The sequence below is a fragment of the Paenibacillus sp. PL2-23 genome, from assembly GCF_040834005.1.
Taxonomy (GTDB): Bacteria; Bacillota; Bacilli; order Paenibacillales; family Paenibacillaceae; genus Pristimantibacillus.
Genome location: NZ_CP162129.1, coordinates 1403847 through 1429351 on the forward strand (window position 1 = coordinate 1403847; position 25505 = coordinate 1429351).

The 25505-nt window shown below is 42.6% G+C and carries 12 protein-coding genes and 1 pseudogene; all 13 read left to right on the top strand.

Annotated features, from left to right (window positions below; translation table 11 throughout):
• Window positions 1–18: 18 nt before the first annotated feature.
• On the top strand, window positions 19–2541 hold the full coding sequence (gene pglZ / locus AB1S56_RS05975; protein WP_340871167.1) for a BREX-1 system phosphatase PglZ type A: 2523 nt from the start codon (window positions 19–21) through the stop codon (window positions 2539–2541).
• A 53-nt stretch (window positions 2542–2594) separates the two neighbouring features.
• On the top strand, window positions 2595–4616 hold the full coding sequence (brxL, locus tag AB1S56_RS05980) for a protease Lon-related BREX system protein BrxL (RefSeq protein ID WP_340871184.1): 2022 nt from the start codon (window positions 2595–2597) through the stop codon (window positions 4614–4616).
• 340 nt (window positions 4617–4956) lie between these two features.
• A complete protein-coding gene (locus AB1S56_RS05985; protein WP_340871168.1) occupies window positions 4957–6285 on the top strand; it encodes a reverse transcriptase/maturase family protein in 1329 nt (442 codons plus the stop codon).
• A gap of 168 nt (window positions 6286–6453) precedes the next feature.
• Window positions 6454–9138, top strand: coding sequence for a DEAD/DEAH box helicase (locus tag AB1S56_RS05990; protein ID WP_340871171.1), 2685 nt, complete (start codon window positions 6454–6456; stop codon window positions 9136–9138).
• 224 nt (window positions 9139–9362) lie between these two features.
• The gene (locus AB1S56_RS05995; protein WP_340871185.1) at window positions 9363–11897 is read left to right on the top strand and encodes a DEAD/DEAH box helicase; all 2535 of its coding nucleotides are present in this window, start codon (window positions 9363–9365) and stop codon (window positions 11895–11897) included.
• Between the two features lie 60 nt (window positions 11898–11957).
• A complete protein-coding gene (locus AB1S56_RS06000) occupies window positions 11958–13058 on the top strand; it encodes a PD-(D/E)XK nuclease family protein (RefSeq protein ID WP_340871172.1) in 1101 nt (366 codons plus the stop codon).
• Between the two features lie 39 nt (window positions 13059–13097).
• A complete protein-coding gene (locus tag AB1S56_RS06005) occupies window positions 13098–15359 on the top strand; it encodes a hypothetical protein (protein ID WP_340871174.1) in 2262 nt (753 codons plus the stop codon).
• Window positions 15360–15495: 136 nt separating this feature from the next.
• Window positions 15496–16836, top strand: coding sequence for a DUF2357 domain-containing protein (locus AB1S56_RS06010; protein WP_340871186.1), 1341 nt, complete (start codon window positions 15496–15498; stop codon window positions 16834–16836).
• 21 nt (window positions 16837–16857) lie between these two features.
• Window positions 16858–17496: an HD domain-containing protein gene (locus tag AB1S56_RS06015; RefSeq protein ID WP_340871176.1), complete on the top strand. Its 639-nt coding sequence runs from the start codon at window positions 16858–16860 to the stop codon at window positions 17494–17496.
• Between the two features lie 430 nt (window positions 17497–17926).
• Window positions 17927–18994, top strand: coding sequence for a hypothetical protein (locus AB1S56_RS06020; protein ID WP_340871177.1), 1068 nt, complete (start codon window positions 17927–17929; stop codon window positions 18992–18994).
• Entirely contained in the window at window positions 18991–22104 is a 3114-nt protein-coding gene (locus AB1S56_RS06025) for a hypothetical protein (RefSeq protein ID WP_340871178.1), read from the top strand. The genes AB1S56_RS06020 and AB1S56_RS06025 overlap by 4 nt, the downstream gene beginning before the upstream one ends.
• Complete coding sequence (locus AB1S56_RS06030) at window positions 22070–24538, top strand: DUF3962 domain-containing protein (protein ID WP_340871179.1); 2469 nt, start codon at window positions 22070–22072, stop codon at window positions 24536–24538. Before AB1S56_RS06025 ends, AB1S56_RS06030 begins: the two co-directional genes overlap by 35 nt.
• Window positions 24535–25491: pseudogene (locus AB1S56_RS06035) on the top strand (3'-5' exoribonuclease YhaM family protein); the annotation flags it as partial. The gene AB1S56_RS06030 and the pseudogene AB1S56_RS06035, both read left to right, overlap by 4 nt.
• Window positions 25492–25505: the final 14 nt, after the last annotated feature.

Consider the following 25505-nt stretch of genomic DNA (forward strand, 5'->3'; position numbering starts at 1 on the left):
TGGGAAGGAGCGGGTCGTATGGCTGAACTAAATTTGAAACAAATTGCCGACAAGCTGAGTGCCGAGTTCACTGGCGAAACCCGCAAACTGGTATTCTGGTATGACGATAAAGCTGAATTTACCGAAGACGTTCATACTCTCGAATTAAATAATGCTAAACTGTATCGTTTGGAGCCCGACAACCAGTTTTATACCAAGTACTTTCTGGAACGGTTGGATCGAACAACGAATTATTTGATTTATGCACCGTTCCCCAAACCGCACGTTCGGGATAATCATCTGGCTGATACCATCAAGTATTCCAAAGAATTTTTTGCCGATCGTGCTTCTCTGTTATCTGTTGACCTCGGAATTGATGAGAAGTATAAACCGCTCATCCAGAAATACATTAAATTCTTTGGGGCAAAAGACCGGACTCAAAGGTTTTATGATTTAGAAATTGAAAATTTCACTAAAGACACCATTGAAATTGCTCTGATGAGCGTACTTTGCAAAACACGAACAGCTTCCTTCGAGGAAGTTGTTCGTGTCGTCTTAACAGATAGCAGCTTGCAGGGCAACAAATTTCTTGCAGATTTTGAAAAGTATGATCTTCTTCCCGCTTACTGGCGACTTTGTGAGGACTATTTTGGTTATACGGATTCCAATCCGACGCTTGAGAAGCTGGTCGTTACCATGTTCGTTACCTACACGGATCGTTATATCGATACCGAACTTCCTAAGGCTTGGAAAAGCTTTGTTTCTTATAAGTCCGGCAATATTATAGCTTTCTTGGACAACCTGATGAATAGTTTGCTCTACCGTGATAGATATAACGAATTATCAGAGATTGTGGCCACGGGATTGAATGCCGCTTCTACCTTGGAATCCGTAAACGTCGAAGATATGTTGCGCTGCGATGCATTTGCGTTTATCGATCGGATGATCATTCAATGGATTGTGGATCGGCTCTTGGCTGAGGATACCGGTGCTCAACTGAAAGGAATGACCATCCCACTGATCTGCCAAGAACGGAGAAAGCGGCATTTTGAAGATATCTACAAAGAACAGTATCATCTAGTGGAACACGCCTATTTTCTGATATTACAGGCTAATTATCACTGCCCCGATGATTTCAAAGGCATTGTCAGTCAATACTGCGAGACTGACTACCTTATGGATACACATTATCGATATTTCTACACCTATTTCGACAAACTCAAGGACAACGTTGCATTTGAGCGATTGCGTGATCTGATTGAGAACATCTATACCAATGAATATTTGGCTGAAATCATTTCAAAGTGGAACGCGGTTATTGATTGCGATGAATCTATGACGATATTGCCGTTACAGAGGGATTTCTACTCTCGATATGTTCGCAACAGCAAAGAACGTGTAGTCATCATTATATCCGATGCTATGCGTTATGAGACGGGCCGTTCGCTGTTTGCGAGATTACAGGATGATGAGAAATGTACTGTGAAATTTGAATCCATGCTTGGTGTATTGCCATCGTATACGCGGCTTGGAATGGCGGCACTCCTTCCGCACAAAACAATAGAAATGACAGATGATTACCGCGTACTGGTGGATGGGGCATCTTGTGATGATCTAAAACAACGTGAAGTTGTGTTGCAACGCTATAATCCAAATAGCCGCTGCATTCAATATGACGACCTCAAATCGATGAAGAGGGATGCGATCCGCCAGTTATTTGTCGGGATGGACGTCATCTATATTTATCATAATCAAATTGATGCCCGCGGCGATAAAGCCAATACTGAGAACGAGGTTTTTACTGCTTGTGAGGAATCAATAAATGAAATCCACGATCTGATTCGTCAGCTCACAGACCATGTAAGTGCTACTCATTATATCGTAACTGCGGATCACGGGTTTATCTATAAGCGCGACAAGCTGCAGGAAAGCGATAAGATCGCGAATATTTCCGAGAAAGGATCGTTTGTTAACCGGCGTTTTATTGTATCCGATCAATCAATTCTGGGGGATGGTATTGCTTTTTTGCCATTAAGCCGAATTCTTGGAAATAATGATACCAAAGTGGTATCATTCCCGATCAGTTCTAACGTGTTCAAGGTAGCTGGCGGTGGTCAGAACTATGTACATGGCGGGTCATCCCCGCAGGAAATGATTATTCCAGTGCTGGATATTAAAACGGAAAAAGGGCATAAAGAGACGAGAACCGTCCAGATTGCGCTGATCAGTATGGTTCAGAAAATTACGAACTTGATTACAACCCTTGATTTCATTCAGAACGACCCGATTAGTGATGTCCTGAAGGGAACAAGTTTCAAGATTTTATTCATATCCGAAGACAACGAGAAGATTTCTAACGAGAACATTTATATTGCAGATAAGAAAGATGCTGACCCGCAAAAACGAATGTTCCGCCTCCGCTTTAATTTTAAAAATAAACAATACGATAAGTCGAAACGATATTATCTTGTTGCATTTGATGAAACAAATGATTTGGAAGTCCTTCGCCATGAGATAGTTATGGATATTGCTTTTGCAAATGACTTTGGATTCAATGTATAGGTGGTGAGTTTGTGATCGACGACGTTCAGCATGGGACGGATGGCCAATCGGAAATGATAGAAAAGTTGAAAACCTGGTTCTCTGGGAAAATTGTCAGGAAGGACCTGACCAAGAGAATCAAAGAAGGAGCTAACGTTCCGGTCTATGTCTTGGAATATTTGCTCGGGATGTATTGTTCATCCATGGATGAAGAGGAGATTGAAGCCGGGGTCGTTAATGTAAAACAAATCTTGGCCGAAAACTATGTACGTCCGGATGAATCGCAGAAGATTATTTCCAAGCTGCGCGAACGTGGCAGCTATACTGTAATTGATAAGGTTTCTGTCAAATTAAATTATAAGAATGATATCTACGAATCGGAATTTTCCAATCTTGGAATTAAAGGGGTTCCTATTGCAGAAACATACGTTTCCGACTATGAGCGACTTCTCTGCGGGGGTATTTGGTGTATTGTCCAACTGGAATATTTTTATGATGAAGCCGACAAAAATCGCTGCCCGTTCATTATCCGCAAGCTGACACCCATACAGATGCCGAGTTTGGATATCGAGGAAGTCAAGCAAGCAAGAGCCCATTTTACAGACGATGAATGGATTGATCTTGTTTTAAGAAGCACAGGGATGGAACCCTCTCAATTTACTAAACGGTTGAAATGGTTGCATTTGGCCAGATTGATTCCACTTATAGAAAATAACTACAACCTGTGCGAACTGGGGCCGAGAGGAACGGGGAAATCCCATATTTATAAAGAAATTAGCCCCAATAGTATACTTGTCTCCGGTGGTCAGACTACAGTAGCCAATTTATTCTACAACATGGGCAGCAAAATGGTGGGCCTCGTTGGTTTGTGGGATTGTGTAGCGTTCGATGAAGTGGCCGGTATCAAGTTTAAAGATCAAGACGGCGTACAAATCATGAAAGATTATATGGCTTCTGGTTCTTTCGCAAGAGGCAAGGAAGAGAAGAATGCATATGCTTCCATGACATTCGTTGGCAACATTAATCAAAGTGTTGACGTAGTCTTAAAGACGTCACACTTGTTTGATCCGTTCCCAGATGCAATGGCTAACGATTCTGCATTCCTTGATCGCATGCATTGCTATATCCCTGGTTGGGAAATACCGAAATATCGACCTGAATATTTTACGAATGATTACGGTTTTATTACGGACTATTTTGCGGAGATCATGCGTGAGCTTCGTAAAATCTCCTACGGAGATGCATTTGAGAAATTTTTTAAGTTGGGCAATAATCTGAACCAGAGAGATGTAATCGCGGTAAGAAGAACGGTGTCAGGATTAACCAAATTGATTTACCCCAACGGGCAATTCACCAAAGAGAACGTTGAGGAAATTCTGAGGTTCGCCTTGGAAATGCGTCGAAGAGTAAAAGAGCAGTTGAAAAAGATCGGCGGCATGGAATTTTATGATGTGAATTTTTCGTATATCGATCAAGAAACTTTCAACGAGGAATTTGTTCCAGTTCCAGAGCAGGGCGGTGGGAAGCTAATTCCGGAGGGAATGGGCAAGCCCGGTCATATTTACACGGTATCGCATGGAAAGTCTGGTATGATTGGGGTCTACAAATTAGAGATGCAAATGACCTCGGGTACCGGAAAATTTGAGAAAACCGGTCTTGGTTCGGATCGTGAAGCTAGGGAAGCTGTTGATACGGCGTATCGGTACTTAAAAGCGAATGGTAAAAATATTAGTGGATCGATTAGTACGACCACAAAAGATTACCTCATGCACATCCAGGACATGAACGGTATTGGCATAACCAAGTACCTGACTTTACCTGCTGTAGTAGCTATATGTTCGGTAGCCTTGAATAAACCTGCTCTAAGTTCCTCCGTAGTGTTGGGTGACTTAAGTATCGGTGGCACGATCATGAAAGTTGAAGAACTTGCTAACACATTACAGGTTTGCTTGGACAGTGGAGCAAAAAAAGTTTTGATTCCAATTACATCAGCAGTTGATCTTGGAACTGTCCCGTCTGAATTGATTGGCTGCTTCAATATTATCTTCTACCAGAGTGCGGAAGATGCTGTGTTTAAGGCATTAGGGGTTGAATGAACGAAATATCAAAATTTTTGTCGAATTTTTGTTTGCCAAATCTATGAAACTATGATAATATGATTTTGCCTTACAGATTGCTGTAAGGGTTGGAGATTGAAGTCAAGGGTCTGGCGAGCAGAAGCACGCACATGACACATTGACAAAGTTCACAGGTGGACACAAACTCACACATCAACCAACAAGCACTCCACATTGAACACGCCTCCTCAACTATCATAGCATAGTTGTTCATGCGTAATGTACGGGTGGCTGCAATACAATTACATCATACCTGCCAACTTAGGGATGCTACCCCCCGTGTTGGCAGGTATTGCACTTTATGGGGGAATATATGACTGTGGATGAGTGGAAGAAAAAGGTGAAATTCCGAGGCTATGCCCATTTCGATAGAAAAATAACCATAAATGAAGCATGGGATTATATCTCTGATCCACTAAAAATAAAAACTCATGGATTTCTTCCTTTTATCCACCATACATTGAAAATTACGAAGTATAGTAAATCCAAAGGTAAGACTACCAAAAACCGTGAAATTTGTTATTCCGCACACATGGATCGGTATATCTATCAGTACTACGCTTATCTATTAAATGAAGAATATAATAAAAGAGTAACTATTGACGGTCTTGACCAATGCTCGATTGCGTATCGCAACAATCTGCACATGAATAATATTCATTTTGCTAAACAGGCTTTTGACAAAATAATAGAACTTAAAGAATGCTATGTCGTCATCGGGGACTTTAAAAGCTTTTTCGACAGCCTTGACCATCAGTACTTAAAAAAGCGAATGTGTGAGCTGCTTCAAAAAGACAAGCTTCCTAACGATTATTATGCGGTATTTAAAAACATCACTAAATATTCAACATGGGAATTATCCGACCTTTTGAAAGAAAATGGGCATTTGATAAATCTTTCTGGAATTAAGCGACTAAACAAACAAGATTTGGCGATACCTTGGAGTAAATTTAAGGCCTTAAAGAAGGACATGGTTACTCCAAATAAAAAATCGTTCGGCATTCCTCAAGGATCAGCAATAAGTGCTGTGTTGTCAAATATATACATGCTTGAGTTCGATGCTAAGATAAATTCATATGTTACTTCCAAAGATGGAATGTATATGAGGTATAGCGATGATTTTATTGTTATCCTTCCGAAAGATAAGGCGTTACCATTGGAACAAGAACTTGCCTTCTTGATGTCAATCATATATGCAACACCGTCACTGGTGTTGGAGCCTGATAAAACCCAACTTTTTGAATGCAGTATAGGCAACATAGAATCATTTGAAATCCGCGATGCTTTATTATGTATGACAGGAAAAAAGAAAATTGATTACTTAGGTTTTTCTTTCGATGGGAATGCTGTAACTATTAGGGATAAGACCATTTCGAAGTATTATAATAAGTTGAATCGAAATATAAAGAAGATTCTGAGAAGCAAAGATGATCCAAAAACAAAAGTAATCATTAAAAGCATACGCCTCTATCGAAAATTTGGATATCATGAGCATGAGGATAGCAAGGATTTAAAAAATAGGAACTTCCTTAGTTATGTGGATAGGGCCGAACGAATATTTGGTCCTGATGAGCGAGTTAATGTAGTGAAGGCAAGACACATTCAGATGATAAGAAAAAAAATGAGAAATCACGAAAGACGATCATAGTGGTCGTCTTTTTTTGTGCGAATTTACATAAACAAGGACTTAATGCCTATATTGTCGAATTATCAGTAAAGGGATTTTCCCCATAAGAACGTATATTCGATGACAACCTATTGTCTAATCATTATGTTTTAATTTAATCAGCAGCTATTAACGATGGAGGGATCAGGTATGGCATTTCTGAAATGCTCGGAATGCACCAATATGCTAAAGGCAATTCAAATTTCTAATAAAATCAGCCAAGTTGGGGAGCAACGATTACTTGAATATTCGCCAACCGGGATTAAATGCTCAGACTGGACTCCCGTAATTGAAAACCTCCGAGGATTCGCAGAAGGAATTTACTGTCCGTCTTGTTTTGCTATCGTTCCTCTAGAGAAAGAAGAATTTGCACTATGTGAGGATAACCGAATTCCTGGCGTCGTAAGTCATGACTTTTCATCAGAAGATGTACTGGATAAGCTGAAGAAGTTGGCCGAGGAAGAGGCCGCTGAGATTTATGTACATACACTTCCTGCCAAAGAAGCAACTTTTGCAGATATTCCTGAATCTACACCGGAGCCCATTAAGGACGCCTTGCATCGAATGGGAATTAAGCAGTTATATTCACACCAAGCAGAAACGGCCGATGCAGTCCATTCTGGTTCTAATGTTGTCTTGGTCACTTCAACATCATCCGGAAAGACGTTGTCCTATAACCTGCCGATTCTGAGTCGTTTATATAACCATCCCGAAGAACGTGCATTATACATATTTCCAACAAAAGCGCTAGCAAATGATCAGTTGGATCAAATTAGGCGTTTTGGCTTGCAACTGACGGAGAATCCTTCTTCCCTGGATGAGTGGTTTGAGACCCAGTTGCATTTGGGAGATCGTCTGATTCATATTGGTCGGCTGGATGGGGATACCGAGAATGGGCCGCGGCAGCGAATCATGGAAAAAGCACAGGTATGGATGACGAATCCGGATATGATTCATTACTCCATTCTCGGGCAAGTTCAGAAGGTGAAGTATGCGACCGCGCACCACATTCGAAATTATCTGCGGAATCTCAAATTTATTGTGCTTGATGAGATGCATATGTACCGCGGCACATTCGGAAGTCATGTCGCATTAGTACTCAGACGCCTGCTTAAGGTTTGCCGAGAGCTTGGTAATGCACACAAAATCCAGATTATCACGAGCTCAGCAACGATTGAGAACCCTGCTAGATTAGCAGAGGATCTTACGGGGCTAAGAGGCTTTACCCTCATTAATACAGATGGTTCCGCCCATCAGAAGAAGGGAATCGTCCTCTGGAATCCTGGCATGTCTGCCGACGAACAAGTCCGCCGCGCGCCTTCTACCGATGCGATTACGATGGCGAAACAAATTATGACTGTGGATCAGAAGGTGATTAAGAGCATTATTTTTCAGCCTTCTCGCAGCCAGACGATGGTATTTACCCGTTATATCAAAGACGTATTGCGCCAGCCTCTCCGACTACCTAAGGAGAAAGTGGACGGAGAGAAACTCGCTGCTTTTTATACTGGAATCCTACCGAATGATACCCGGAAACGAATTATTGAGCGGCTCAAGTCCCACGATATTCATGTCATTATTACGACCAATGCCCTTGAAGTCGGGATTGATATCGGTGATCTGAGTCTCGCCGTTCTTGTTGGTTATCCCGGATCGAAAGCGGCATTCTCCCAACAGATTGGGCGCGTAGGCCGCAAAGGCGAGGGAGTCGCTGTCTTGATCCTGCAGGACGAACCGCTTCAGCAGTATTACATGCGAAACCCACTGGAGTTTATTCACAAGGCTCCGGAGGTAGTTCGAATTAATCCAACAAATTACAAGTTGTTGGCTTTGCATATTCCTCTACTGAGAGAAGAGCTCGGGAGAGAAGTCACGAAGGAAGACTTGCAGAACATGTTCCCTGGATTAGTTGAAGACTATATCGAGACTGTTCTCCAAGTTGCCGCATCAGCGAATCAAGAGGAAGTCGTTGATAAAAAGTTTAGCCTTCGGTCCATCTCCGGGCAAAACTACAGCGTCACTATTCGTGGACAGGATCAAACGATCGTTGACGGTCTGGATGAATGGAGTGCTCTTCGTGACTTCCATGAAGGAGCGATCTATTGGACTCCTGGAGAAAAAGGCTATCGAGTAGACTCTATCAATCGCAGAAAAGGCGAAATCATTCTATTGCCCATTCAAGAACTAACCTATTACACCCAATCTACTTATCGTGATGCCATCGATATTATGCAGACTTACCAGAAGCAAAATATCGAAGGAATCGATATGGCCTATGGTGAACTGGAGATCAAGCGGAGCGTCTTCGGTTATAAAAAAGTTTACTTCGGACAGAAGCATGAATCGGAGCAGGTTCAATTGGATCATCCGTCCGTCACCCGATTTACTCCCGAAGGAATGTGGGTTACATTAACGGATTCCCAATGGGGCCACTTGAAAAATAACATCCTGGAGTGGGTAAATGAAGGCAGATCCCTTGATTTGTTGGCCGAAGGCTCACTTCACGCTGCAGGTCACGCTATGACTTCGGTTATTCCAGACCTCATTATTTGTGACGCGAATGACTTTACAGGTTTTTCGGCGAGCGGGATGACGGCTTTTGCGAATAGATCTGTTATCGGCTTCTATGGCGAGAATGGGTCCGGCCTCGGTACCATAGAAGCGATTTACGTGAAACTTCCGCAAGTACTTCGAAAAGCGCTTGAGCTTATTGAGAGCTGCCCTTGTGCTGAAGGATGTCCTAGCTGCGTGCAGCTCCCAGGTAAAGGAAATATTGAATTATTCAAACCTGGAGCCAAAATGCTGCTGAAGATTTTGATTGAAGGGATCGATTAAGAATGCCAGTAATCTGTTCCGCTTGCGGAGGCCAAAGACCTTACGGGGACTTCGTTCAAGTCAGTTATAAAGCAGATCCGAAAGGCTATTACCGATATATCCATCAACGTGCAAACGGGATTCGAATTTCGGAGTGGCGCTCCCTTGAACCCGATATGGAGTCCTATATAAACAAACAAGCCGGCGTTTATTGTGCGCATGATGGATGCTTGATCTTGGACGGGATGTTAACACCGGAAGAAATGGAAATGATCTCAGACCGAAGACTTCCCGTTCAACAAGCATTTGATAGTGATATGCTCGTCCAGAACTTGCTTGAAGTAGGAACTCGTGTCCGAAGCGAAGTGCATGTGCATCAAATTGACGCCAATCAAGGCGCTTATGCTGGCCAAATCTATATGCCCAGTTGGCTGGAACGGAAGCTGCAATCTCTGGGAATAGAAAAGCTATATGAGCATCAAGGAGAAGCTATACAGAACATCCGTGAAGGAAGAAATGTCGTTCTCTGTACGAAAACCGCATCGGGAAAATCATTGGCCTACAATGTTCCCATCATGGAAAAAATGGTATCTGATCCGGATGCGTGTGCGCTATATTTGGCTCCGTTCAAAGCATTGGTCGAAGATCAGTTTACCCATTTGAAAGAATGGGCCGATGATATAGAAGAGCAGGGAAATGAAATTTCGCTTAATGGATTTTCGCGATTCACTGTGAATGGACAACAAATATCTGTTGGACTTCTTCATGGACAACGGAACGTTCCAGAGCATATGAGAAAAGATCAGGCGTCTAGCTTCGTGTTCTCTGAGGGGCGCTATTGGCTGACCAACGTTCACTATCTGCACTTAATTCTTCAAGGTGCAAGTTCACCTAAGGGGAAAGGCCCTGGGCTGTTGCGCTTTCTGCAAAATCTTCGGTTTGTTGTTATTGATGAGCTTCATCAATACTCAGGCTTGTTAGGTTCAAAGGTTTCTTTGGTCCTTCGCAGATTAAGAATGTTATGTGACAGGTTGGGGAATAAAAACGTCCAGTTTATTGCCTGCTCGGCTACCATTGCTAATCCAAAGTATCTAGCTGAAGAATTAACAGGAATGCGTGGACTGAAAGGATTTCATGAAATCTCGGGTGTACAAGCGCCAGTAAAGAAGAAAGCGATTTTGATGTGGAATCCTGGCTTATCAGACGATGAGCAGAAGAAAAGGGCTGTTGTTTCGGATCTCTATGAAATTCTGCGCACGATCTACAAGGATGGAAGATGGCCAAGAAGTATCATTTTCACAAGCAACCGCCAGCAAGCCCAGCTTTTAAGTCGTGAATTAAACATGATATTGCGCAGCCATCTTCATGACCATGGCGGGCTTTCGGCAGAAGAATCACATGAACTTTTTCTACCGTATCATGCTTATCTGACACAAGAAGTTAAGGAACAAACTATACAGAAACTCGAGCAAGGTGAGATCCTTGGAGTGGTAACAACGAGCGCTCTAGAGGTTGGAATTGATGTGAAGTGTCTGGATGTATGTATATTGTTGGGGTATCCAGGTTCTCAGGCCTCCTTTTGGCAGCAGGCTGGCCGTGTGGGGCGCAGCAGAGACGGTGTGGTGATTATGATGGTTCAGGAAGAGCCATTGCAGCAATACTTTGCCCGCAACCCTGAAGAATTCTTTACGCTTTCGCCTGAATCTGCGGCGATCAATACAACGAATCCCAAGCTATTAAAGGAGCATCTCGCATACGCAGCCCACGAACTGGGAGGGACGTTGACGAATGCTATGAATTATGTTCGCTCTTCGGCGCTTCGCAAGGTGGTTGCGGAAGCAAGCGACCAGTGGCAGCAGATTGAAGGGAAACTACACTATCAAGGAGAAACACCCCGGTATCAAACTTTGTTCACTATGGGCGATACCTATACGGTTGTAACCAAGAACGGGTGGAATGAGGACATCCTATTTCAAAGTGTGGACGGACGTTCCTTGATTCGAGATTATCACGTAGATGCCGTATTTCTGGGACCTGACAATCGTACCTTTTATAAGGTCAAGTGGGTCAATAACAGGCAACGCAAAGTGGTTGTAGAGCCAGTAAGAACGGATTACCATACTCGCGGAATTGTTCGTGATAGCATTGAAATCCATGATATAACCAATCCTTTGATAAGTGACGCGGCGATCAAATCCAATCTTGGAAACATCATCGTAAAACGAAGTACATTTGGCTACAAAAAAATCTACAATCACGGCGCAACGCCTCCCGAAACCGTGCAATTAACAAACACATATCCTGTCAGTTTTCAAACCGAGGCGTTTTGGTTGATGTGGGATCACCAAGGAAGGAATGAACTTAGAGGTCTGCTCGAGGATGTGCAGAATCGCGAATCCATTGACTTGGAGACTTTGGTTGAAGGAAGTCTTCATGCCGTTGAACATGCCATAGCTTCGGCTATACCGGCTGTTGTAAGGTGCAGTATGGCTGATTTTCAGCATACTTCTTTTTATTCTGGCTCAGCCTTGTTTGGAATGCCCGGGATGTTCTTCTACGATAGCCAAGCAGGAGGCGGTTCGGGTATAGTCGAGGTCGTCGCTGAAAAGTTCGGGGTTCTCTTGGAAAAAGCTCGACAGATCATTAGCAGCTGTGGTTGTTCAGACGGCTGTCCATCGTGCATTCAGTTATTTCATTGTGAAAAACAGAATGAGCCGCTGCACAAGGCTGGGGCCTTATTGGTAATCAACCATTTACGAAAATCTTTCGGATATCTCTAAAGCAGTTGCTCAATATGTATCCGTCCGAAGTGTATCTGCATTTCAAGAGAAACCTGGATCGTGGAATATTATGAGAAGGAGCGTATGATGAAGAGTGTATTTTCCCGACTATTTCGGGTGTTGAATAACAGTAATAGTCATCCTCACGAGGACTTCTTAACTGAAGTGTTCGCCGAACTTCTTTGTGATCAGGAGACGATGATTGATTTTCTTGAGAATGTATTAGAAATACCGGTGCAGGAAGTGAAGCATTCATCCATTCAAACACAGGTGATGTTTCCGGCTTTGCCCCATCATCAGATGGATAGCCGACCGGATATGGCGATACGATTTTATGAAGGACAGAAACCATATGTATTGTTCATCGAAAGCAAGTTAGGATCTCCGGAAGGAACGGATCAGTTGTCGAGATATGCGGATCAACTCAGCGTACTCACTAGTCAAGGAACAAAATGCTATCTGATTTATTTAACCCAGTATTCTGATGAAAAGGATGCTTCGCTCGTATTAGCGAATCACAAAAACGTAGTTTTCAGGCAGCTGCGGTGGTTTCACATTTTCAAGTGGATCAAGCAGTTGGAATTGGAGAATAGCTACGCGTCCAAAGTTTTGGATTATATGGAGGAGATCGGATTGGAAGATAATCGGCAGTTCACACCTGTTGACGTGTATGCTATTCAAAACATGAATCGGCTGCAGCGCATGATGGACGAGTGCATGGATGGGATTGTAGACGGTGTGATGACAGAACATTTCGGTAGGGCACTTCAGCAATATAACCGTTATAACCAGCTAAAGTATCTGGAACGATACGTTAAGGCTAGTGAACAAGAAGGGCGAGCCACCGAGGTGGCTGTAGGTTTTTATTTAACAGATGGAGATTATCCCATGGTTTCCGTTGTTTACGAATTCTGTCCACGACGATGCTCAGACGTTCCTAGCGTTGTGGCAGCCATGCAGAACTTTATTGCTAAACATTCGGGCTGGGAAACTTTCGATTTAAACACTGACGCAGAATGGCAAGGGATTTCCTGTGACCGTAGTTTAGTCGAATTTCATCATCATGAGGATCACATCAACGAAATCCAAAAATTTTTCCTCGAGAAATTAAATGAGCTTCATGAGATCAAGATTAACCATCCGGACTTGTACTGGAAATAAATGTCGCAATACTAAAGCGGAGACGACCTGGAGGCAACCATGAATATTACCCAAATTGAAGAAGCCTTAAGTATTCCCGAAACATCACTGCGATGTCAACGTGTGCTGGATGAAGTACAGCCTGTACTTCGTCAGCTTATGGACGAGTTTAAAAACAAATATGCGAATGCCGCCCCGGAATTGCTCGATTACCATGTCCATACATATGAAGCTACTCTCCGTACTACGATGCACGATGCTCGGAATCCGAAATATTCGAATAAGAAGCAAGATTCGGATATTGGTAAGAAGGCGTTTGTTGAAATCATTGACAAAAAGTATTTTCAAACCGAATATGGGGTATTGTCTCTGGAAATAAACGGGTTAGAAAAGAGGATGAAAATTGTTCTTTCCAGTAACTTTTATCCATTCTGGGAGGCCATCAGAACGCAGGGAAATACCAAAGAATTAACGGAGGTCATAGAGTCTATATCAGACGATGTACATATTCAAGTCAGCGATAAAGACACCCCCTTTCTTTCAAAAATCGAATTGCTTCCCTACCTTCAAAAATGTGTCGACGAGAAGAGAAAACCATGGTTATACTTTGGTACATTTATAGATTTTGATCAAATTCCTGGTAGAGAAGAACTTGTTAATTTAGTTTGGAATACTTGGATCAAACTAGAGCCACTCCGTGTTTTTGTACGCAAAGAAGCATCCAGTCATGCGTTATCACTGCAAATTTTGGAGTTATTTAATAAGCATCAGAATGATTTCTCGATTACGCTTTATGGCAAAAACTATACGGTTAAGTTTGATGAGTTACAGGAGGTTAAGGCAAATGACCGTCGTCAAATGTACAGTATATTGGATAAAGGACAGTTGCTAGCCAAAATAGCATTGTATAGCTTTTTAAGAGAACCTAACGAAGTTATTGGCGTTAAAATTGATGGTCGAGGTCAAATTTATTCGAATCTTCGAGCTTTACATGGTTCTGGAAAAGTAGAGTGGTCGATTTCAAAAAGCTTTTATTCCCGCGGCAAAGAGAACTCAGCTGATATGAACAAAGCACTTCAGTCAAAAGCAATGGAAGTGTTAACTCAGCATGGGTTTCAAGTCAGTGGATCTTCGTTTTATGTAGGAACATGGGACAATGACTCCATAAATTTCGTCGAGCCAATTGCTGACGTGAAGAAGCGATTGTTTATCGCAGGGGCACTATTAGCAGATTGTAGCGGGAAAGTATTTTTTCCGAAAGATAATATCGAATCTATACCTGAGCCAGACAATGGACTTGAAAATAATAATGATGATCCGAATGAAGAGGTATTTCAGCACGATTTTAACCTGAGCGCCATCCTGTCCAATGTTCGCGAGAGTCCCTTCACCTACCCGGACGCCATTGTTCGGGACTTCCATTTGAACCTGACGAGCCTGGAGGATAAGCATTTTGTCATCCTGAACGGGATATCCGGTACGGGGAAAACAAGACTTTGCTTGCTCTATGCAAATGCTGTGTATGGCAAAACGTACGACTCGATGAATCCGTATTTGAAAGTCATTCCGGTTCGGCCGGATTGGACCGATTCTACGTCATTATTCGGTTATTACAGCGCTCTGGAAAAAAGATATGTTCGGACGCCCTTCCTGAACGCCGTGCTTCAAGCTATCCAGGAAGGAAAGCCGATGTTCATTGTGCTGGACGAGATGAATCTGGCCCGCGTCGAATACTATTTGAGTGACTACTTAAGTGCGATTGAATCGAGACAGCCGATTCGTCTGCATACGGAAAGCCATATTACAGATGTTCCGCAGGAGCTCCAGATCCCTCACAACCTGTATGTTATAGGCACGATCAACGTGGATGAGACCACGCATAGCATCTCGGATAAGGTGTTGGACAGAGCCTTCGTCATGACCTTGTCGGATGTCGATCTGGATCAGTTCTGGAAAGCAGCGGAGTCAAAGTATAAGGTCGCCTTGCAGGAAGAATGGAAAATGCTTCAGGCACTTCATGTAAAGCTAAGCCGGTATGAGCTTCATTTCGGTTACCGGACGATGAATGAGATGCTCCGCAAGCTGTACGCCAACGAGGAACTAGATTCGGATATTCGCATGGAGAAGAAGGAAGCAATCGATCGCGTGATTGCCGAGAAAGTGCTGCCCAAGATTCGCGGGGATGAGCGAATTGATGCTTTGCTCACCGACTTGATCGATTGGACAGCCGCGTTATTCGGCGACGGATCGGAATCGCTCTATCATTTGCTGCGCATGAAAGGAGAACTGGATCGGTATGGCGCTACCCAGTTCTGGAGATAATCCTGAATTCTACTGCTCGGACACGGGGATATGGACTCCGATTGATAAAATGCGATTTGAGGAAGCGCGAGTCTATCGCTGGAGAACGTCGTACCGCGAGCCATTCCAATTTTTTGCGCTTGGTATGCCGATCTCGATGGTGCGAACGGTAACAGGCTGGGAAGGCGAATGGACGGCGCCTTTCCAGTCTGGCTTGCTGACTTTCACAATTGAACAAGCTGAACGAATAACCCATGAGACGTACTTGTTTCCAGACAAGCGGAAAATAACCGAAGCAGACTACACGCAAATGATAGCGGATATTCTTGCGGAAGCGGCGGCTTGTTTTCAACATTGCGGAGCTTTTCTGAAGTTCGATAACAAAGGTTTCGCTCGAAAAACCTCATTGGCGCAGTGGGATTATGTCGATCGTTCCTTTTATCGGCTGCAGCAATGGTTTCGAGACATTCAAGCCAGACCGCTTCGCAGGCTGACCACGACTGATCAATGGATTCGCAGAGAAAACGTGAAGCATGTGACGCCGGCGCTACTTGCTTGGTCGGAACGACATCCAGGCAACGGAATGAGTCGAATAATTCCCGTTCCCGAGCTCGTATGGTCTGGTGTGCGCGAGGACACGTACAGCGTATATGAGAACCGAGTGTTGCTTCGGCAACTGCTCGAGCTACAGCATCTTCTGCGTGAGTACCAGAGCGTATCCATGGATGCGATACGATCCAAAGCGGGTTATTATCTTGATCGTGTGAACGGGTGGCTGCGCTCTTCTTTTCTGCAGCAGCTACAGCCTCACGCTGGCCCGGTCGTCGTATCACAAGTGTTTCGCAAACATCCGATCTATCGGAATTGGTTTTCTTGGTTTCAGCAGCTCTATCAATTTAATGAGTACTCGATCGGATTTCAAAACTCGATTCCTTTGAAAGACACGTATCATCTTTATGAAATATGGGTCTTCATGCAACTGGTCAAGATACTGCGGGAAAACGGCTCATTGCTCGATTCTTCCGATCTCTTTACCCTTGAGCAGGATGGTCTAGTCTTGAATTTGTCCGAGAAAAAAGAGAGCCGAATTAGGCTGGTTGGCGGCGCCACTCTTGCTTATCAACGAAGGTTCAAACCGTCAACGCTCGATTTCGTCACGTATACGCATGATATGATCCCGGATATCGTTCTTGAGGTCAAAGGGCAATTGTTTATTTTTGATCCAAAGTATCGCGTCGATCGCAATCTACCGATGGCGCTAGGAGAAATGCATAAGTATCGGGATGGAATCGTGCGATCAACTGATGGCAGCAGGGCGGTAGAAGAGGTTTATATTATTACGCCTGCGGACGGTAAGGAAAATTCGATTCTGTTCGGAGACGACTATAGGAAGAAGCATCGCATGGGGGTATATACATTAAAGCCGGGCATATGGAATAAGGAATTAGCGAAAAAGTTAACGAATATCATGAGCGAATCCGTAGAGGCACTGATTTGAAGCGGAGAGGAGTCAGTTAGGATGGCCGATGTCGAAGATAAACATGGATTGAGTTGTAATTCACTCATTGAAAAAGCGATCGAATTTGCCGCCTATGCACATCGAAATCAGACGCGCAAAGGAACAGAAATTCCATATATCAGTCATCCGTATGCGGTAGGAATGATTTTGCTGAAAGCGGGTTGTAAGGAAGAAGTCGTAGCTGCCGGGATTCTGCATGATACGCTTGAGGATACCGAGACGACCGATGAACAATTGCTTGAACTGTTTGGCTCCGTTGTTTTTGAAATTGTCATGGGTTGCTCTGAACCCGACAAAGGAGCCACTTGGGAGGAGAGAAAACAGCACACGCTGGAGGCTCTTAAAACGTCGAATCTGGCCATTCGTCAGGTGACTTGCGCAGATAAGCTGCACAATATCCGCTCAATCAGACGGGATTTGGGGCAGTATGGCGAAGAGACATGGAAGCGATTCAAACGGGGACGTGAGAGCCAGCAATGGTATTATACTGGGCTAATTGAAAGTCTTGGATACGCATCGCGATTCCCGCTCTTAGACGAGTTGCAAGATGAGATAGAGCAAGTTTTTGGAGCCCCATTGGCGCAACCGGGGTGGAGTAAACTTCGATACAGCCAAAAGTTTATTGATCTGGTTTTTTGAAACTGCGTATGGCAACCTGTCTGATATTGAAGAGCGGCAGCCGAAGTTTTTCAAGCTAGGAGCATGGGATCTTATACAGCATATCCACGAACGAGCTTATCCGCTATATCCGGAATATCAGGACGATTTCGATAGGCTGATAACTTATTTACAAGAAAGGGGCATTGAGTTTAAATTTAACAGTGAAGGCCCCGCTATTCTTGAAGGCTTCTGCACTGTACTCATGAGCGTATTAAACATGTATCCTTCTGAGGTATTTCATCATTTCAAGCGTGGTATAATACGTGGGATATTATGAAAGAAACTACATCATGGCGGACTTCAATTATTTTGAGGTTCGTTTTTTTATAGGAACAAACATTCGGTGACAAGTAGAGGTCAAATTGTTGTGTCATAATGATGGTTAAGTACTTTCAAGGAGCGTGTTCCATTGAATAGATTACAAGATATGCTTTATTACCTTATCACCGGATTACAACAATGGACAAAAAATTATGATCATGTCCCAGCGGAGCTTCACAGGGGTATGCTTATGTTTATACAAGAAGCCGGAAGGTCAGGGGCTGAGATTCCTACGGATTTGCACCGGCTTCTTCATATTTTGCATAAACCATCTTCTGAATGGGGAATTCAAGGACTTATTGAATATTATCCTGGCGAATCCGCTCTTATTGAAGAGTTTATTGGGATAACTCCTGAAGCAGAGGATTTCATTACTACTTATATATCCCCTGATGAAGCGCAGCAGAAGAATATGCTGGCTATTTTGCAATTTTGCAGAGATGAAAACCGGAATTTGCAAGAGGAATATACTCATATACGCACATTATTGTCCAGGACTCAGAATGCAGTATTGTCTGCGCTTCAACTCGCGCAATTTGCTGAGTCCATTCGTGACCGCGAATTAAGCGCATTAGTTCGTCAGTGTTATGAAGAGGTAACTCTACAGATAGATAACTATCGTAAATGCCCGCATTGTGGATGGACATTAACATATAAGCATGATCGATGGAGCTGCAATAAAGAAAATATCTGTCGTTCATTAGCTGATTTCGAGAAATTCGATTTGTTCAACTATAAAGATGAACGAGTATTTCGGATGCTTCCCGGTATACAGAGGTATGTGCTGTTACCAGGGATTTCAGAAATGAAAATTGCCGAATGGTTAAGACAGAAAGGGTACGGCGTAGAATTATATCCTCATATTGATGAGTATGATCTTGCAATTTCACATAATGACATTGAAAGTAAGATGTTATTGGATGTAAAAGATTTCAAGGATCCAAGAACGCTGGCGAATTTCTTTAATCAAAAATCATTATCGTATTTGGAGAAGTATGGTCAACAGGTGTACATTGTTGTTCCCAAATATCGAAATGATCTATATCCATCTTACGGTATGAGAGCCTCAACACTTTTAAAAGAAGACAGACGGCAACTCATAAAGATCATTATGGAGAATGAATTGGAAAAAACGTTGAAGAAGGTGCTCTGGTGAGGAAAACCTATTGGGATTTAACTGAAGAAATAAACAAAGAGTTTTTCTCTCTAGAACTACCCAAAGCCGACATATCAACAATATTAAGCCTGGAGCTATTTGTGACAGGCTGTCATTTGATTGACCCGATGCTTCATATTGATCAAGGCTGGTCGTTATTGGTCGGTTATGATGAACCGATTTTAAAGTACATCGAACATAAAGATATCGTAGTTCGACTTAGAATTTTATTTCCTGAGTTAAGGAATAAAAAGATATTGGCCAGACGAATTGAAGCCTATCGAGCTATTGATATGAAGTTTCGATTGTTTGATATCGATGATCAGGGACGGACTAAGCAACTGGGTCCACGTTTTCTGACAAATAGAATGAACGATTACCAGCAGATACTTAATAGACCGATTCCCAGACAAATCGATACAACTCCTTTCGCAACGCAGGGAAAATTCGAATACTCCAGAATTGTAAGAGGAGGATTTATTCAAAGTTTTAATGGTAACATCCCGGAAGCTTTAATAGTAAAAGAAAAGCGTTTATTACCCTCTTATCGTGAGAAGATGAGGCTTCGTTTAGAATTGCCATTCAATGGGCTATTGTTGGGCAAAGAAATGGATGAGATAACTGGCAAATCTTCTGCTTGGGAGAACAGGGCAGCTTCAGTTGTACTCGAGTCAATAGATTGGGATACAGAATTTGTCTACAAAGGAAACCAGCAAATTGGCGGAGCACTGGGGGCAGGTAAATCTACTTTCATGCTCATGGAGACGTATCGTCTCGTGAAGCGGGAGGGAGCCAGAGTCGGCTTTATTGAAGGCAGCGTTTCCCAAGTAGTAGAGCGTATCAAAACTCTTCGCGAGTTAGGCATTCGTGCTGTTCCGATCATTGGTAAGTCATCAAGAAAGACGCATCAAGAGAATTATTTATTTGCAAATGCCGGCGGGATTATCGAGCTTAGTGATTGGACGAACAACGAATTTCAAGATCTAAAGCATTTGTCGGACTTATGTGTTATTAAAGCGTTGTCTGAAGATTACGAACGAAATAGTAGTTATCCGTGTACTCAGCTAAAACAAGAAAATAAGTCTGTGAAATGTCCATTAGCGGATCAATGTGGAGTTTACCGTGATTTCTCCCGACTTGCAGAAGCAGATGTTTGGGTGGCTACGTCTGCAAGTGTACTCAAAACAAGAATTCCAGCGATGATTGACCCGTTAGAGAGGACGATCTATGAAGCGATGTACGATCTAATGGATGTTGTATACGTTGACGAAGCGGATGAAGTCCAAAAGCAATTCGATGAGACGTTCTTATCGGAATATAATGTCTTTGGAAGCGTTGAGGATATTTTCGAACGGCTGTCTAACGAATCCAATCAATTAACGAATGGACAGTATCATTTAGCAGGTGATCCTGTAGTTACGGAGTGGAAAGATAAGCTTCGCCAATTGGATCATATGATCTGGAGTATATATAAAAAGCTAGATCGTTCTCTAATGTTGCGTAAAAATATCAGTCGTAATCTGATTAGAGTGGCGGCGCTAGCCGATTCATTAAGCGAGAAGATCTCTTTCGACGATGAATCGCAAAAGAAAATCCGTAAACATTTATTGGATTATGCAAATGAGCCTTATCAAGATTCCATGTTATCTAGCATTGTTGATGAGTTAGTAGAAAAAGAAAATCATGATGAAAAGCAGAAGCTGCTGACTCAGATTACAGAGAAACTGCTTAAAGGAACAATTCGGCCGCGTGTAAACAGAGATTTATTTTATGCGCAATTGGAGTTTTTTATTTATTTATGCCGAGCGGAAGAATGTATAAAGTTCATTCTGACTTCCTTTACTATGATTCAAGCCAAGCTAGGAATGACAGCAGATTTTTCTCCGTTATTCACTATGCAGAAAGATTATCAAGCATTCATGAAAGAGGCCATGACGGGCACGATGATCGGATATAAATATGATTTGAAGGATGGGGAAACGACAGGAGCATTTAAATTAATCGAATATACAGGGGTAGGCAGATTATTGTTGCATGACTGGCATTGTGTATATGAAGATTCTGATCAGAAACAAGGGCCGGCAGTTATCTTTCTATCAGGCACAAGCCATGCACCCGAATCCGCGCATTATCATTTGAACACGGGATCCAAATGGTTGCTCAAAGCAGATCGAATATCTCCAGAAGTTCAAATGACATTCAAACCCATACTTGACGCTCGACATGAAAAATTTCTGGAAATCTCGGGGATAGGCGATGATGAGGTCAGAAGCAGTAATTTGTATGAGATGATCCAAAAACTCAAATCTGATATTCTTTATGAATTGAAATTTTGGAGTAATAGAGGGAATCCGCGAAGGGCACTCTTAGTGGTGAATTCGTATGATGATGTTGCCACAGTCGCCAGGGCTTTTCGCAGTGACCAGAGCTGGGTAGGTCGGTATAAAGTTCTATCAAGGGAACGAAGTCATGAACCGGATCATTTCCCTAGAACAATGATAGAGTCATTTCGCAAAGAAAAGGCTGAAGTATTGATTGTACCGCTTCTCTCTGTAGGTAGAGGTTACAATATCTTGGATCAAAACGGAGAGTCGTTGTTTGGATCAGTCTTTTTCCTTGTTCGTCCTTATCCTATTCCTAATGACATGAATTATTTGGTTCAAGCGCTCCACTCCTACTTGCCTCATTATTTGCAAAGAATAACAGGACAAGGGATTCATTACGAAAAAGCTGTTTCTAAATTACGCCAAATAAGCAGTGGTAAGTTTGAAGCAATGTATAAAAAGCCTGACTACTGGTCGATTCTTAACGATTCTGAAAGAGAAGTTATGGCGTGGTATACGTTTATCCCGATTTGGCAAATGATTGGACGATTGCTGCGCGGCGGTAAAAATGCCAGAGTATTTTTCTGCGATTCAAAGTTCAATGCAAAGCCTGCTGGTAAACCAGAAGGGATGTCCATGCTGGATAGTTGGGCAGCGATTATGCAGAAGCACAAAAGGGATCCTTTGTTCTTGAGTTTGTACGGACCATTTATCTACGGAATAAATAATATCATTCGGGAGGGATATGGCGATGAAGAAGATGGAACTGTTTGCATTGGAGATTGATGAAACACTGTTTTATAACGAAACTATCTATTATATGAAAATGCCGGAGAGCTGGAGAAACTTCTTTAATAGAGAGCGTACAGACCGCTTTAAGCTTGCATTTAAAGTAGAACCTCTAGGAAAGAAACTTAAAAGTATTTTCCCTGAAATCGTAAGCGTATGTTCTAACAACAAAGTACTGCTCGATGATCAGCCTTGGCTGGTTTCCACAAAACCTATTCATTCATCGTATATAAAACATTTGACGTTTGGATGGCTAGCGCATCTAAAGGATTACTCCATTCTTGATTTACCGCAAGACGTAAGAGATTCGGAGCTTGTTTGGGTTTCTTCTACGTTTGGTGATGTTCACGAATTCGTTGATAACTACCAGTGGGTTCCCGGCATGGCAGCAGTCAAGTTCTGCCAGGAATCAAAGTTTCTTGATTTAGGTAATGAGCTACGTGAAGAGCTGAAATTCTATCATGTTATCTTTAATGATAAACACGAATGCATTTCTAATCCGATTCGAAAATCTCATCGTCATGATCCATTTTCTTATGTCATTCGATTTGCATTGAAGACTCGTGGGGGAGATGCTGATCGAGCCATACTAACGGTTTCCTTGGGGACAAGAAGGTATTTGAGCGATGTACAAATCAAAGAAGGCAAGTGCTACATGAGGTCTGGGCATTCCTGTTCGGTTTTGGTATCTGTTCAAAATCCATATGTTACGAGCTTAGATCGTTCATTTTCCCAATTGAAATTTGAAAGACGTCCTCGCAACTCTTCATATACATCATGGGAGAGCGCATTAGACGAATTGTATTGGGATGTGCTGAATGGGGAGTCTTTCGAGGCAGATTCGTTGCTTGTGAATCCCAAAGTCTATTCCGATGGGGATGGAGAAATCACGGCTTATGTCGTGAACAACAATCTATTTGCTGGAAATAGTGTGAGAGCGGGAATCGGCCTTCCTGAGAAAAGCGGTTTGTATAAGTTGGCCAAAGAGTTCTTAACGGATTATGGTTCAAGAGAACTTCAACTTATGCCTGATATTTCTCTTAGAGGTATGAATGACAATCGCTTTCCAATCGTTGTTCCTAAGGAAGAGAGATTAACTATCGAAATTTATAGTTCTCCAGAGATGTTTGAAGCAGTAAAAAAGGAACTATCTACAGCGCAAAAGTCAATTGAGAACGTAACTATTCTTGAGGAGATTTCTGACTCCGTCTTTAGATTAAATTCGGATAAAGAGGTCATTGTTGAACTTGTCCACTGTAACCCAGAGAGTATTACTTCGGAGTTAGAGATTGATAGTTATAAGGATAACTCGACTGCCCAGGACAAACGTATAAATCAAATCGTGAAACAGCTTTCCCGAGCTGAACAATATGGCTATCCGGTATTGGCGCTCGTAGAAATAGAGGAAAAGGATAAATGGAGAGACGGTGCTGACCCCAAGAAGGCGATTCGGGAAGGGCTGAAAAGAACAGGACGACTCTCACAATTTATTCACCCACTAACAGATGATGAGACAGGAGATTTGTCTCGTATTATTAATGCTGTCTTAGACCTCTTCAACGATTATGGTCTATTTAGTGATAACGTCAATAAGATCAATGCGTCTGGAACGTTGTTATCTATATCTGTCATAAAAGCTGGAAGAAAATATCTGCCCGCCATATCAAGATTAGACGGCACGGATCTCAGTGTTAAGCTATTAGGTAATGATAGGTGGATGACTTTGTCTGAAGCGGCACTGAAAATGGATGAATCTAAATTTCTTGATAATCCTCGAAGAGAAAATAAAAGCAGCGAAGTGTTTAAAGCATTTATTACAGCTGAGATTCACAGTGAACTAGAACGGGGTTCGGGGCAAGTCATTGTGCTTATCAACGCTACATTAAGACACGGTTGGTTGGGGGCTATCGGTAATTCAAAAATACAATGCGATCGTGTTCCTTATCTTAATGAGCGTTTGGCCAATGAGACACGATTAAGGTTCATCCGTATTAACGCGACGGATGACATTCCTCAATATCGGATCATTATCGATGATGAAATGAACAGATTTAACAAAGCTTCAGGGGTATTTAAAGATCCTATTGGTGTTTATTATGGTGTGGGCGGAAGACCAAGTGCATGGAAAGGAATTTTAATCGAGGCAACCAAGTTTTCATCCCCGTCCAAATTATTGCTTCAACAACGGGCTGTAGAATACATTCCAATGGGAGCAAAGAATGAAGAGGAATCGGATGAGCTTGCACTTTTGGCGGATCATTTAAGACGATTAGGATTGACTTACGATAAGCACACCATTTTACCATATACAATGCGTGTCCTGAGCTCCTTATCGAAATACATAACCGGTAATGAGGACGATTATGATTACGATGCTGAGTTTGATGAAGAGGTGGAATTGGACTCGGAGGAAGTAGAGGTGAAATCGTGACTTCATTAATCAGAAACTTAAGAGATGGTGAAGAATTCGTCGGATTTTATTTGATCAAAGAAGTAGAAGCAAAGCAGACCAGTAGTTCAATACCTAAAGATTATTTGGATCTCGTGCTTGCCGATTCCAGCGGTGCAATCTCTGCAAAGTATTGGGACGCGAGTAAGACGGACATAGAGACATTCTTTCCAATGTGTCTGGTCAAAGTACAGGGCATGGTCCAAGTATATCGTGACAAATTACAAGTGAAAGTGAATCGAATAAGAAAAGCTGTGGAGCGGGACGGGGTGTCCATTACAGATTTCATCCGTTCTGCTCCTGTAAGCGCTGAGGAGCTTCTCCCAGTCATCCATCAGGCCATAAACAGTATAACAAACGAGGATATTCGCGCCATTGTTACTTATTGTTTTGAGAAAGTTGAAGATAAAATGCAATCCTCTCCCGCAGCTAAATATCACCATCATGCATATCACGGAGGGTTGGCTTATCACATTGTTCGAATGCTTGAAATAGGTGACTTTATTTGCGGGCAACGACCGTTTATCAATCCAGATTTGATAAAAGCAGGTATCATTTTGCACGACATTGCCAAACCGGTTGAAATGATATCGGAGTTCGGTATGGTACTTGATTACAGCAACCAGGGCAAGTTGATCGGACACATCAGCATGGCGTCCAATTGGGTTACAGAAGCTTCAATCAAACTAGGCATCAATCTAGAGTCGAATGTCATTTTGGCGTTGCAGCATTTGATTCTGTCTCATCATAATCTGGGTGAATGGGGAAGTCCTGTTCAGCCGCAACTACCAGAAGCTGTAGCTCTTCATTATATCGATGCGATGGATGCTAAATTGCAGATGGTAGAGGACATGCTTCAAACAACCGCGGAAAGTGAAGAATGGACACCGGGTATTCGTGGTTTGGAGAACAAAGCGATTTACAAATTAAAATTATTATTTCCTCAGGA